Genomic DNA, 13,627 nt, shown 5'->3' on the forward strand with positions numbered 1-13,627 from the left:
AAAGGCCATTTTTTACTCCAGTCATGTACCATAAAAGTACACTCCTTTCGTAAAAAAGACCTTTTTCCTTGCCGTTGGGTCAAAATCATTTATTTAGAAACATCACCTAGAGCATGTAAACTTTTTCAGAGTAAAAATGCTCTGCGGGCTGGCAGTCCACTGAGCGGCACATGATGCAAACTCCTCTGCTGTACGGATGGTCTAGCAGAAGGTGTTGAGGGTCAGAATCTGTTCGAGCACGCCAGCGTCGGCGGGCAGAAAACCCAGCGCTGGCGCTTCGTCCGGGCTGATCCAGCGCAGATTTTGCCCTTCGGCGGCGCAAGGTTCGCCCACGAAGTCGGTAACGTGAAAAAAGTACAGGCGCACGTTGAGGTTCCGGTCTGCATAGCGGTGTTCAACGCACTGCCAGTAACTGGCTTCGCGCACGCCTATGCCCAGTTCTTCAGCCAGTTCACGCTTAAGCGCTTCTTCCGGGCTTTCATTGCCTTCGAGCTTGCCGCCGGGAAATTCCCAGTAGCCTTCCATTATCTTGTTCGTGGGACGTTGGGAGGCAAGAAAATGCCCACCGCGCCATATGATGCCCGCCGCCACGTCAATTGTTTGCGTGTAATCCATCCCCGATGCTTTCCTTTGATCTCTAGAGCAGATTAACCTTGAAATGCTTCACACTTCAAAGTTGTCATTCTGCCGAAGATGTGGTTTCCGGCAGAATCCATACCGCATTGCGGCTGGCGGTCTGGTTAATTGACCGCCGGGCAGCCCGGCGTTTTCAGCCTGAAACTGCCCAAAAGAGTTTGGCCACGTGAAGTTGGCGCTAAAATTGGCGCCGCGTACAAGCAGGGTTCCGTTATGATAACCGTGCTTTGTAGTGACATGCTTCGCTGACCAGAGCTGTTGGAGATAGTTGGCTCAAAGGCTTGTGCTTTGCGCCGCTGCTGTGAAGCTGCATATCCCCGCTGCTCACGGCCCGTATTTCTGAAAATATACAAATGCGGTATTTTCAGCGTGACTTTGCCTTGGCTTGCGGCGTAACGCCGCTCCCCCAACCTTGGCCTAGCCTTCCGTATTCCACCGTGCGCGCACGGCTTCCATGTGCTCTTCAAGAGCAGTCATTTCTTCAAAAAGATCTTCACCGCGTTTTTTGCAGGCTTCAAACGTCTTCAGCAGTTCAGAGGAACGGGCGTGATCGGCATATACTTCAGGGTCAGCCAGTTGAGCCTCGGTTGTGCCCTGCTCGTCCAGCACCTTGGCCAGTTCCTTTTCCATAGCGTCATAGCGGGTTTGCAAGGGCTTCATTTCCTTGTGCATCGCATTACGCTTTTCGGCCTGCTCACGTTTGAGACGCTTTTGTTCGTCGCGCGAAAGCCCCTGGGCGTCTCCCGTCAATGAACTGTCTTGCGCGGCACCAGTGCTCCGCCCCGAATCCGCGTTGCCAGATGTGCCCGTCATACGGGCTCGGCGCACTGCGTCATAGGAGGCAAAGTCGGAGAACACGGTAAGGCCCTTCTTGTCAAGTTCCCAGGCTTCCGCCCCTACCTGCGAGAGCAGCCAGCGGTCGTGGGCGACCATAAGCAGAGTGCCATTGAATTTTTGCAGGGCCGACACAAGAGCTTCACGGCTTTCAAGATCAAGATGGTTGGTAGGTTCGTCCAACAGCAGGAAATTGCAGCGTTTCAGGAACAGACTTGCCAGCACAAGCCGGCTTTTTTCACCGCCGGAAAGGGCGCTGACCTGACGGTCAAAGTAGTCCTGCCCGAGAAGGAAGAGGCCGAGCACGCTCATAAGCTCTTCTTCCGTAGTGCGGGGGTCGGACAGACGGCGTATTTCGCCGAGCACCGTTGTGTCTTCGCGCAGGGTGTCCATCTGGTGCTGGGTGTAATATCCCATGCGCAGCTGTGTAGCTGTGGCGAGATTGCCGCCGCAGCGCTCAAGTGTGCCTGCCAGCAGTTTGAGCAGCGTTGATTTGCCGCAGCCATTGTGCCCCACCAGAGCCACGCGCTGGCCGCGGTACAGGGTAAAGGTCAGGGGCGGCCACATAACCTTGCCGTCGCCAAAATGAAAATCCAGATCAGCAGCGGCCAGAACGATTTTTTCAGAGTGCGGCGCTTCGGGCCAGGAAAAATTCAGTTCTTTGCGCTTGGGTTCCGGTCTGTAATCCTCAAGTTCTTTTTCAAGCTTTTTTGCTATTTTTTGCCGGGAACCTGCCTGGCGCGCCTTGGTGGCCTTGGCGCGAAAACGCTCCACAAAGGCCATTTTTTTATCAAGGTCTTCCCTGAGGGCACGGGCTTCACGCTCGCGCTGGGCGTTGTATTCGTCTTGCAGGGTCAGAAACTGGGTATAGGTGGCCTTGCGGAAAACCGGACGCGCCAGACCGAGGTAAAGCACATGGGTGCCCACCGTGTCCATAAAACGGCGGTCATGCGCCACAAAAACCAGAGCGCCCTTGAAGTCCAGCAAAAAGGACTCCAGCCATTCCACGGCTTCCATGTCCAGATGGTTGGTTGGTTCGTCCAGCAGCAGCACGTCGGCTCCTGCGGTGAGTACGCGGGCAAGCTTGGCGCGCTCGCGCCAGCCGCCAGAAAGTTCGCGCAGGGTGCGGCCCCACTTGTGCTCGGCAAAGCCCAGGCCCGAAAGCACGGCCTTGGCCCTGTGCTCTGGATTATACCCATAGAGAGATTCCAGCTCGCCCTGGCGGTGCATGAGTTCGGTAAGGCGCGATTCGTCCTTGTCTGCGGCGGCTTCTTCCCATTGGGTCCAGAAGTCGCTCCAGTCGTGCAGCACGTCCAGCACATAGGTGAGCAGGGGGGTATTAAGGGCGTCTTCTGAAAGTTCCTGTTCCACATAGCCCATGCGGCAGCCGCGCGGCAGGATGACCCGCCCGCCGTCAGCGGAATCCGCCCCGGCCAGCAAGCGCAAGAATGTGGATTTACCCGTGCCGTTGGGGCCGCATACGCACAGGCGCACGCCGGAATCCACCTCCAGCGAGAAATTGTTGAAGATGTCCCGTCCGCCAAATGATTTGGAAAGTTCCTGAATCGTTATTTTCACAGCCAACCCTCACGGCGGTAGCCTTCCACGGCTTCAGCCATGCCAGCCTCAAGGCTCATGCACGGGGTAAAGCCAAGTTCGCGCCGAATGCGGCTGCCATCGCAAAGCCAGCCAGCCTGACGGGCTTCGCGGTATTTATCCAGATTCCAGTTGGGCGCGCGGTGCAGACGGCCCCCAAAAGCTGCGGGCAAGTGGGACAGCAGAGCGTCGGCAGTGATGCCGAAAGCTGATGAAAGCGCGGCTGTCAGGGCCATGACGGGCAAAGGCATGCGGATGATGCGCACCTTGCGCGGTTCGCGTGCCAGTGCGGCATCAATGGCAGAACCCATGCCGCGGCAAAAGCCGCCCATTGTGTGCGCGCGTCCGTCACTGAGGTGATAGACTCCCTGCGCCTCGGCGTGGCAGGCACAAATAACGGCCTGCCCCATATCGCGCGCGTGTATGACGCTGACGGGAAAATCTCGCCCAAAGCCGGGGCTTACGGCCACACCGCGCATGACGCCCTTGAACACGGGCAGAAGGCCCTTGTCGCCCGAACCGTAGATAATGGGGGGACGGAGCGTGACCATGCGATCGCCCAAAATGCGGCCCAGAATCTGCTCTGTAAGTACCTTGGACCAGCCGTAGGCCGACACTGGCGCGGGCAACGTTGTATCACTTACGCCGGGGGCCGTACCGCCGGGGCCAGTGGCCGCCTGGCTGGACACCAGCACCAGCCGCTGTAGGCCTGCTTGCCCGTTTGTTGCGGCGGTAAGATCAGACTGACGTATTGCCTCCGCCAGAGAGGCGGCGGCTTGGGCATTGGCGCGCAGATAGTCCTGCCAGCCAAGCCCGAAAAGAAGGGCGGCCATATGAATGACCATATCCTGCCCGGCAAGGGCTTCGGCAAGGCCGCGCCCGCTGGCAAGATCGGCCTGGGCCACAGCTACGCCTTCAGGCAGGCCGCGCGTGCTTGAGCTTGCCCGGGTGAGGCAGGTAACGTGCGCGCCAGCTTCCAGCAACTGCGGCAGCAGATGCCGCCCCACAAAACCGGTGCCGCCCGTAAGCAGAACCTTGACGCCCTTGAGGTGTGCAGCAGCGTCAGGGGCAGGCGTGCTGGAGGTTGCAAGAGATGAGGCGTCTGTCTGTTTCATGTCAGTGCCGGGAGCCGGAATACTCATGCTTCGATGTTCCTGCGGTAAATGCGGTAGCGCTTGTTGAGGCGGCCTGAAAAATCTTCAAGAAGATCGTTGACGGCCACGTTGTCCTCAAGCACCCACGAGCCTTCGACCCACTGGAAGTCAGGCCGGTGCTGGGCTTTTTCCATCATGAAGTCCAACAGAAGCAGGGGCAGGCCCATAAGCCGGAATTCTTCGCGAATACCGAAAAGAATGGTGCGGTAGCCGCCGCGTATCTCGGGCCGCGCGCGCCACCAGTGCCACAGGGCGGAAAGGCCGAGCTTGCCGTTGAGCCGCCGGAGCAGGGGAGCCATGTCGGGCAAGGCCACCATACCCGCCGCCGGTTTGCCATTGTGGAAAAAGAGCACAAAAAATTCCGGGTCCAGCACGCTTTTCAGTTCTTTGACGTGCTGTTCGGCTTCGCCGTCCGAAAGGGGAGAAAAGCCCCAGTTGTTCGCCCACGAATCCTTGTACAGGGCCAGCATGTCGCGGATGTCTTCGGTCAGCGTGGCCTTGCTGGAGGTGCGGCAGGTAAAGTGCCCTTCGGCCTTGAGGCGGGCCACTTCGTCGTGGAGCCATTCGGGCGGATTGAAGCTGCTTCTCTCGATAAGGTAGGCGAAAAGATCCTGCTCTTTGCGGAAGTGCCAGCTTTCCAGCAGTTCCGGGTAGTAGGGCGGGTTCCAGGGCATCATGATGGTGGGGGCAAGTTCAAAGCCGTCCACCAGCAGGCCGCAGGTATAGTTTGCAGACGGATTCAGCGGCCCACGTATGAAGGTCATGCCCTGCGCGGCCAGCCAGTTTCTGGCGGCGTCAAACAGGGCATGGGCAGCTTCCTTGTCGTCTTCGCATTCAAAGAAACCAAAGCTTCCGCAGGTCTCGTTGGCGTAGGTATTGTATTTTTCGTCTACAATGGCGGCAATGCGGCCCACAAGGCGTCCGTCACGCACGGCAAGAAAGAGTTCACGCCGGGCGCTTTCCCAGAAGGGATGTTGCCCTGGCGTAAGCAGTTCGCGTTCCTGACTCTTGATGGGGGGCGTCCACAAGGGGCTTTGGGCGTAAATGGTCCAGGGAAATTCAAGAAATCTGGTGAGTTCCGATTCCGACCGGGCTGCGATGATATCAAGACTCATAACTAGCCCAACTGCAAGCTGCCGCGCAGCTCGTCCAGAGAGGATATGCCCAGGCGCTCGCAGGCGGCGGGAAGTTCCTGCACCAGATCAAAGGCGCAGTCTGGCCGCATGAAACTTGCTGTGCCCACCTGCACGGCATGTGCGCCGACCAGAATGAACTCCAGCGCATCTTCAACGCAGGATATGCCGCCCACACCCACCACAGGAATTTTTACCGCCTGGGCCACCTGCCACACGCAGCGCAGCGCTACGGGCTTGATGGCCGGGCCGGAAAGCCCGCCGACCACATTGGCGAGAGACGGGCGGCGCCTTTGCAGATCAACTGCCATGCCCAGCAGGGTATTGATGCAGGATATGCTGTCTGCCCCTGCTTCTTCCGCAGCGCGGGCCATAACAGTGATGTCGGTGACGTTGGGCGAAAGCTTGATCATGATGTGCTTGTCCGGCGCGGATTTGCGCACGGTGGACGTGACCTGCGCAAGCATGCCGGGGTCCTGGCCGAAAGCAATGCCGCCTTCACGCACATTGGGGCAGGACACGTTGACCTCAAGCGCGGCTACGCCTTCTTCATCATTGAGGCGGGCTGCCAACTGACCGAAATCTTCAACCGAGGCGGCGTAGATATTGGCGATAACAGGGGTTTCTTGCCAGGGCAGCATGGGAAGCTTCTGCGCGCAGAAAACGTCGACCCCGTCATTTTGCAGCCCCACGGCATTGAGCATGCCCGCAGTGGTTTCCACAATGCGGGGGGTGGGGTTGCCTTCGCGGGCCTGAAGGGAAAGCCCCTTGACCACCATGCCGCCAAGGCTGGCAAGATCGCCATACGTGGCAAATTCCAGGCCGTACCCGAAGGTGCCGGAAGCTGTAAGTATGGGATTTTTGAGGGACAGATCATGCGTCTGGCCGCTCAGCGTAACGGAAAGATCCATGCCGCGTTCTCCAGTAACCACGCAGACCCGCCGTAGCGCAAACCTTTGCGCCGGGGCGGGGCGGTGAGGGGTTGTGTGCCCGCCTGAGGTGAGCCGTCACGGGCTTTTGCCGAATTGGCAGCAAAGCTGTGCCGCCAGACGGCACGGTGCGCTGCATCAGCTTTGGCCCGCTGCTCTACCTGCCGTTCATGCACCCTGGCATTTCTGCAAGGAGCAATTTGAACGGCAAAGGCGGAACGCGTGTTTTCGGCGCAGCCTGCCTTGCTGGATAGAAAGCAGGTGTACCTGTGCCGACGCCCTCAGGGGGCTAAAGTTCTATCTGGTCAGACCAGAATACGGGGCCGTGGTTGCACACCTGCACCTGACCGCCGCGTTTGGCGGGCACGGGCCATTTTTCCGTGGTCTTGCTCACGCAGCCAAGGCACGCGCCCACACCGCAGGCCATGCGGTTTTCAAGCGAAAGCTGGCAGCGCACGCCCAGTTCAGCGGCAAATTTTTGCACGGTCTGCATAAAGGGGGTGGGGCCGCAGGCCAACACAAGTCCTTTTTGCTCGGCGTATTCAGCCATGCGTTCCTGAATGGAAAATATGAAGTTGTCCAGATCGCCGGGCACGGTTTCACGCAGGCTGTCCAGCGGCACATGCTCATTGATGCTGTCTACCGGGTAGCAGCTTATGGGCTCGCGGTGGCCGAAAAGCATGCTGATGTTCCAGGGCTTGGGGTGTTCACTCACATAGCCCACAAAAGGAACGATGCCCATGCCACCGGCCAGCAGCAGGGTGGGAGTGTCGGGTTCGATGACGAATCCGTTGCCCAGGGGGCCCCATACGCGCACCTTTTCACCGGGGCGCAGTTCGGACATGCGTTTGGTGCCCTTGCCCACGACCTGAAAGAAACAGATCATGTGCCGGGCCGTCATATGGCATATGCCAAGGGGCCGCGCCCAGGGAATTTCAAGGCCGAAAGACTGGGGGCGTATCATGACAAACTGGCCAGGCCGCCACTTGGTCCATTCAGGGCGGGTAAGGCGCAGCGCGAAGAAGCGGCTTTCGTTGCCGGTCTGCCCAAAGGGCACGAGGTCCAGAACACTCAGCTCGCATGATGATGATTGCGACATGCAAAAAGTATAGGCGCACTTGGTCAGGTGGTCAACCGGGTGGATCCGGATAAGTGGATAATTAAATACTCTTTTTTGGTGTGGATTTTTGGCGGTGTTCCGGCATGGCCCGGTAAGCCGCTGATTGTACCAAGTGTGCGGCGTATGGCCTGATTTGAGTTTTTCAGTTTGTCTGCCGTTTTCGGGCGCTTGTCGGGGGCTTGCCTGCGCCTGTTGAATTTTGTTGCATTGCTGCTGCATCTAAGCCACGGCATTTTTCAACTTTTCAGGTTCGGGCACTCGCGCTACACTGCTTGCAGGAGAACTGACATGAACCACATTTACGCCAACCGTCGGGAAAAATTGCGTGAGGCCATGCGTGCCCGTGGTCTTGATGCGCTGCTTGTCAGCCAGGCTGCCAACCGTTTTTATCTTTCGGGTTTTGAACTTCACGATCCGCAGTACAATGAAAGCGCCGGGCGGCTGGTCATCACCGCAGACGGGCGCGACTGGCTGGCCACGGATGCGCGTTATCTGGACGCTGCCGCCCGCCTGTGGGACGAGGAGCGCATTTTTATTTACGGCGGCTATGCGGCCAGGGATATTTACGGTCTGCTGCGGCGCTGCGGCGGGCGCATCGGGGTTGAGGCACAGGGCGTGAGCCTTGCCTTTGCCCGTGATCTGCGCAAAGCCGGGCCGGGGTTGTACTGCGAAGCCGCTGACGGTCTTGTGGAGCATCTGCGCCGTATCAAGGAACCCTGCGAAGTGGCTGCGCTGGAAAAATCCTTTGCCCTCAACCACAAAATGTTGCAATGGGTGGAAAGCCAGTTGGAGCCGGGGCGTACAGAAGCACAGATAAGCTGGTTCATCGAAAGGTTTTTCCGTGAAAACGGCGCTTCGGAACTGGCTTTTTCCAACATTGTGGCTGTAGGCAAAAACGCGGCATTGCCCCACGCCATCCCCGGTGAAGACCTCATTACAGACAATTGCCCGGTACTCATTGATGTGGGCTGCCGTGTAGACAGTTATTGCTCGGACCAGACCCGCACCTTCTGGGTGGGGGAACAGCCCACCGACGAATTTCGCCGTACCTATGATCTGGTGCGTCAGGCGCAGACGGCGGCCATTGAGAGGATGCGCCCGGGGCAACCCATGTGTGATGCCTACGGATATGCGCGGGCTGTTTTTGAAAAGGCCGGAACCGCAGACGCCTTCACCCACGGTCTCGGACACGGCGTTGGCCTTGAAACCCACGAAGCGCCAAGTCTTTCGCCCCGTTCTGAAGGCGTGCTTGAACCGGGTATGGTGGTCACCGTTGAGCCTGGCCTCTATTATAATAAATGGGGCGGCGTGCGCTGGGAATACACGGTGCTTGTGGAAGAGGACGGCGTTAGAATTCTGTAACCTGCCCGGAAAATGGCGCAGTGGCGAGTATTCCCCTTGTTGCGCCGTCAGATTTCACCGTCGCGCAAGTCAGAAAAGTGCCAGCAAAACAGCATGCTGTTGCGTGATGGGCAATAGATTGAAACACAGAAAGCCGGAGGCAATCCCGGCTTTCTGTGTTTTTGTGTGGGGTGTGGGTATGGAGAGGGGATTTTTATGTAAAAGAGTCTCTTTTCCGTAAGCATCTCAAAGTGAAAATGCTTTGAAAGCGGCTGCTATGCTTCGCTATATTTTGCGAACCTCTGTGTACCACGCGGCTGCTTCTTCCAGCAGTTTGTTGGTGCGCGCCGCCAGGGCCTGCGGGTCCTTGAGGTAGCCGTCCAGCAGCAAACTGGCGTCAAAGACACCCTGAGTCATTTCAGCCAGGGTCTTGTCGTCCCTGTCAGCCTTGAACATGCGCAGCATGCTGCGGAGCAGGGGATGATCGCGGTTGACCTCCAGAACCTTGACTGGCAGGGAGTCGTCCTTTTGCATGACCTTGAGCAGCTTTTCCATAGAAGAGGACATGCCGCCGTCGGGCGAAACCAGCACCGCGGGGCTGTCGGCCAGGCGGTGCGAAATTCGCACGTCTGTAACCTTGTCGCCAAGAAGTTCCTTCATTTTGGCCATCAGGTCTTCAAAGCTGGTCGAGTCCTCGTCCGAAAGGGGAGCAGCGCTTTCACGGGCGGCTTCCTCCTTGTCGGCAAAATCCTTGAGGGCATCGTCTGCCGCAGCTTCAACGGACTTGAATTCCCACTCTTTGTAGCGGCCAAGGCCGTCCATGACGAATTCGTCAATGGGTTCAAAGAGGTAAAGAACTTCAATGCCTTTCTGGCGGAAGCGTTCCATGTGCGGATTCAGGCGGGCGGCCTCACGGTTGGGCGCGGCCACATACCAGAAGGTTTTTTGCCCTTCAGGCGCACGGCTCATGTAATCGTCAAGGCTGGTCAGGGCTTCTGCGTCGGCCTGCGTTGACGAATTGAAGCGCAACAGGGCCGTGACGCGTTCGCGGTTGGCAAAGTCGTGGTAGCCAAGCTTGAATATCTTGCCGTGCAAGCGCCAGAAGTCATTATATTTTTCCGCATCATTGTGGGCCAGTTTGTCCAGATGGCTCAGGGTCTGCTTGACGATAACCTGATTGATCTTGCGCAGGACTACATTTTCCTGAAGGGTCTCGCGCGAAATGTTCAGGGGCAGGTCTTCGGTATCCACAACGCCTTTGAGGAAGGCAAGATACTCGGGGATCAGCTCTTTGTTGCGGTGCTGGATAAGCACGCGCCGGGCATAGAGATCAAGCCCCCAAAAATCACGGTCAGAGCCAAAGAAATCTTGGGCGCTGGCGGGTATGAAGAACAGCGCGTTGAACTGCACTGGCGCGTCGACCGAGAAATGCAGCTCATCCAGCGGATCAGCATTGTCGTAGGTAAGGGCTTTGTAGAACTCAGCGTACTGTTCCTTGGTGATGGAAAACTTGGGTTCGCGCCAAAGGGCAGGCTGGGTATTGGCCTGCTCCCCATCCACAAAGACAGGAAAGGGCACAAAGGCAGAATGTTTGCGAATGGCCGATTCCACACGGAATTTTTCAAGAAATTCTTCGGCATCATCTTTGAGCCATGCCTTGATGACCGTGCCGCGTGCGGGCTCCGCGTCTTCAGACGGGGTCACTGTGTATGTGCCAAGGCCATCGCTGGTCCAGGTGTGTGCGGAACGGTCTTCGCCAAAGGCTGGCCGGGATGTGACCGTAACCTTGTTTGCCACCATAAATACAGAATAGAAGCCTATGCCGAAACGCCCGATGATGTTGGCAGCGTCTGCCACAGCCTCTTCGCCTTCAGCGTCGTCCTCATGGGCCCGGCCATTGCCGGATTTGGCCTTTGCGGCGTTTTCGGCAGCAATGTCAGCCAAAAACTGTTCTGAGCCTGACTTGGCAATGGTGCCAAGATTTTCGGCCAGATCTTCCGCGGTCATGCCCAGGCCAGTGTCTGCAATGGTGAGGGTTTTTGCGTCTTTGTCGATGGTTATGCGTATTTCCAGCGGCAGATCGGGCAAGCTTGGGCTTTCGCCGCGATTGATGCGAAAGCGCAGTTTGTCCAACGCATCCGAAGCATTGGAAATAAGTTCACGCAAAAAAATTTCACGGTTGGTGTACAGGGAGTTGGTCAGGATATGTAAAACCTTACGCACCTCTGCACGGAACTGGCGGGGTTTTTTACCAGCCTCTGCCATGACAAACCTCCTGAAAAGTTATATCCTTAAAGGTAATGCGGCTTTTGAATTTTTCAAGTGCCGAAGCGGTGCAGTTTTGAAAAAACTTTGGCGGCGTTGTAGATAAGAGCGTGTATAGATACAGTGATAAAATGGTTTAACCCATCATCATCCAAGGATATTGAGCCATATTAATATTCATAATCACTTGCCTTCAATGAGCGAAAATAGTAAGAAAAAAGAGGATATTTAAGGAGGGCCTAATGGACGTCGTAATGCTTTCACGTCTGCAATTTGCTGTGGCCGTGTTTTTTCACTTCATTTTCGTGCCTCTCACGCTGGGTCTCTCGGTGATCATCGCCTTGATGGAGACCCGCTATGTACGCACCGGAGACGAATTCTGGAAAAAACAGGCCAAATTCTGGGGAAAACTTTTTGTCATCAACTTCACCCTGGGTGTGGTGACCGGTATTACGCTGGAGTTCCAGTTCGGCACCAACTGGTCGCGCTATTCAGAATATGTGGGCGATATTTTTGGTTCGCTCCTTGCCATTGAGGCCACGGTGGCCTTCTTCCTCGAATCTACCTTTCTTGCGGTCTGGCATTTTGGTTGGAACCGCGTGGGCAAGAAGATGCACTTGGCCAGCATCTGGTTTGTAGCCATTGCGGGCAACCTTTCCGCCCTGTGGATCATTCTTGCCAACGGTTTCATGCAGAACCCCGTGGGTTACTACATCAATGAAGCCACTAACCGCGCCGAACTGGCGAGCTTTTACGATGTTGTCACCAACCCCTATGGTTGGGGCATGTTCGTGCATACGGTGCTTGCGGCGTGGGTGCTCGGCGGCTTTTTTGTTCTGGGTGTTTCTTCGTGGCATTTGCTGCGCGGCAGCAATACCGATTTTTTCCGCCGTTCGTTCAAAATGGTGGCTCCGTTTACCCTCATTTTTGCGCTGCTGCTGGCCCTTTCGGGCGACCAGCAAGGCAAGACTGTGGCCAAGTATCAGCCCGCCAAGCTGGCTGCTATGGAAGCCCACTGGGAAACGCAGGCCGACGTGCCTTTCTATCTGCTTGTGTGGCCTGACCCCGAAAATGAAACCAATACCGTGCAGGCCATCGGCATTCCCGGCCTTTTGAGCTGGATCGCCTATGATGATGTGCATGCCGAAGTTAAGGGGCTCAAGGATTTTGCCAAGGAAGACAGGCCGCCTGTGCTGCCGACCTTCCTTACATTCCGCACAATGGTGGCCCTTGGCGGCATATTCCTGGCGCTTTCTCTCTGGGCTTTCTTTCAGCGCAAAAAGGAGCTGCCCAACAAGGTACTTCTCAAGCTGCTTGTCTTCAATATTCCGCTGCCCTACATCGGCCTGATGGTGGGCTGGGCCGTGACGGAAATTGGCCGTCAGCCCTGGATCGTCTATAATCTCATGCGTACAACGGATGCCGTTTCTCCGGTTCCGGCCGATAACGTGCTCATCTCGCTTATCGCCTTTATCGGCGTGTACTCACTGCTCGGCATTCTGGACATCTATCTGTTGCGCAAATTTGCCATCAAGGGCCCGGACGCCCAGGAGGTGTAGCCATGCTGGAAACCATCTGGTTTGTGCTGTGGGCATTGTTGTGGGCCATGTACTTTATCCTGGACGGTTTTGATCTTGGCATGGGCTCTCTTTTGCCCTTTTTGGGCAAAAACGAAGAAGAACGCCGTATCATGTACAACGCTGCCGGACCTTTTTGGGACGGTAACGAAGTGTGGCTCATCGCCGCTGGCGGCGTGACTTTTGCGGCTTTTCCCAAGGTTTACGCTGTCATGTTCAGCGCGCTTTATGCGCCTTTGCTGATGCTGCTCTTCGCCCTGATTTTCCGGGCGGTATCGTTTGAGTTTCGCAGCAAGGTCGAACACGATGCGTGGCGCAGCGCGTGGGACTGTGTACATTTTGTATCCAACCTTGTGCCCTGCATCCTGCTTGGCGTTGCCTTTGCCAACCTTTTCATGGGCATTCCTGTGGATGCGCAGGGCGTGTATCACGGCAACCTGCTTTCCCTGCTCAATGTCTATGGTTTGGCTGGCGGGGTGTTCTTCCTTTGCATGTTCGTGCTGCACGGGTCGCTGTGGCTGTCCATCAAGAGCCGCGGCGAACTGCAAATCCGCGCGGTAGCCACGGCCAGCTTTGTGTGGCCCATCATGCTCATCCTGCTGGTGGCCTTCCTTATTCTTACGGCTTTTTACACCAAGCTGTATGATAATTATCTGGCCATGCCCGTTCTGCTGATTCTGCCACTGCTGGCCCTTGCCGGGCTGGTGGGCGCGCGCATCATGCTGCACGCGGGCAAGCTCTGGTGCGCGTGGGCATTCAGTGCCCTGTTCATTCTGGGCGTCACCTTCTTCGGTGTTGTGGGCATGTTCCCCGGCATGATCATTTCTTCCATTGATCCTGCCGCCACGGTAACAGCCTTTAATGGCTCTTCAAGCCAGCTCACGCTCAAGATCATGCTTGGCGTGGCTCTGGTTATGGTGCCCATCGTGCTGCTGTACCAGTTCTGGATGTACCGCTTGTTCTCCGCGCCGGTGCTGCCCAAGGATCTGGACGACGACCACGCCTATTAGGCGCTACGTCAGCACTTCAGTGATAAATCAAG

The 13,627-nt window shown here is 56.8% G+C and carries 10 protein-coding genes; 3 read left to right on the forward strand and 7 right to left on the reverse strand.

Annotated features, from left to right (window positions below; genetic code table 11):
* Positions 1 to 201: 201 nt before the first annotated feature.
* From QM579_RS03735 to QM579_RS03760, 6 genes are all read right to left on the reverse strand, one after another.
* Entirely contained in the window at positions 202 to 615 is a 414-nt protein-coding gene (locus QM579_RS03735; protein WP_414997871.1) for a (deoxy)nucleoside triphosphate pyrophosphohydrolase, read from the reverse strand.
* Between the two features lie 438 nt (positions 616 to 1,053).
* Positions 1,054 to 3,048, reverse strand: a complete 1,995-nt coding sequence (locus tag QM579_RS03740; RefSeq protein WP_414997872.1) for an ABC-F family ATP-binding cassette domain-containing protein — start codon at positions 3,046 to 3,048, stop codon at positions 1,054 to 1,056.
* Complete coding sequence (locus QM579_RS03745; protein WP_414997873.1) at positions 3,045 to 4,208, reverse strand: NAD-dependent epimerase/dehydratase family protein; 1,164 nt, start codon at positions 4,206 to 4,208, stop codon at positions 3,045 to 3,047. The genes QM579_RS03740 and QM579_RS03745 overlap by 4 nt, the downstream gene beginning before the upstream one ends.
* A complete protein-coding gene (locus QM579_RS03750) occupies positions 4,205 to 5,335 on the reverse strand; it encodes a hypothetical protein (RefSeq protein WP_414997874.1) in 1,131 nt (376 codons plus the stop codon). Before QM579_RS03750 ends, QM579_RS03745 begins: the two co-directional genes overlap by 4 nt.
* A gap of 2 nt (positions 5,336 to 5,337) precedes the next feature.
* A complete protein-coding gene (locus QM579_RS03755) occupies positions 5,338 to 6,264 on the reverse strand; it encodes a dihydroorotate dehydrogenase (RefSeq protein WP_414997875.1) in 927 nt (308 codons plus the stop codon).
* A gap of 307 nt (positions 6,265 to 6,571) precedes the next feature.
* Positions 6,572 to 7,381 carry a dihydroorotate dehydrogenase electron transfer subunit gene (locus tag QM579_RS03760; protein WP_414997876.1) on the reverse strand — a complete coding sequence of 270 codons (810 nt, stop codon included), beginning with the start codon at positions 7,379 to 7,381 and terminating at the stop codon, positions 6,572 to 6,574.
* Between the two features lie 309 nt (positions 7,382 to 7,690).
* On the opposite strand from QM579_RS03760, the gene QM579_RS03765 reads away from it, so the two are divergent.
* Positions 7,691 to 8,764, forward strand: a complete 1,074-nt coding sequence (locus QM579_RS03765) for a M24 family metallopeptidase (protein ID WP_414997877.1) — start codon at positions 7,691 to 7,693, stop codon at positions 8,762 to 8,764.
* Positions 8,765 to 9,028: 264 nt separating this feature from the next.
* Here the strand turns inward: QM579_RS03765 and htpG are convergent, their stop codons facing one another.
* On the reverse strand, positions 9,029 to 11,008 hold the full coding sequence (gene htpG, locus QM579_RS03770) for a molecular chaperone HtpG (protein ID WP_414997878.1): 1,980 nt from the start codon (positions 11,006 to 11,008) through the stop codon (positions 9,029 to 9,031).
* Between the two features lie 242 nt (positions 11,009 to 11,250).
* Between htpG and QM579_RS03775 the strand changes: the two genes are divergently transcribed.
* Positions 11,251 to 12,567 carry a cytochrome ubiquinol oxidase subunit I gene (locus QM579_RS03775; RefSeq protein ID WP_414997879.1) on the forward strand — a complete coding sequence of 439 codons (1,317 nt, stop codon included), beginning with the start codon at positions 11,251 to 11,253 and terminating at the stop codon, positions 12,565 to 12,567.
* A gap of 2 nt (positions 12,568 to 12,569) precedes the next feature.
* The gene (cydB, locus tag QM579_RS03780) at positions 12,570 to 13,595 is read left to right on the forward strand and encodes a cytochrome d ubiquinol oxidase subunit II (protein ID WP_414997880.1); all 1,026 of its coding nucleotides are present in this window, start codon (positions 12,570 to 12,572) and stop codon (positions 13,593 to 13,595) included.
* Positions 13,596 to 13,627 lie beyond the last annotated feature (32 nt).

Origin of the sequence: Desulfovibrio sp. (genome assembly GCF_047607245.1) — a bacterium.
Classification (GTDB): Bacteria; Desulfobacterota; Desulfovibrionia; order Desulfovibrionales; family Desulfovibrionaceae; genus Desulfovibrio.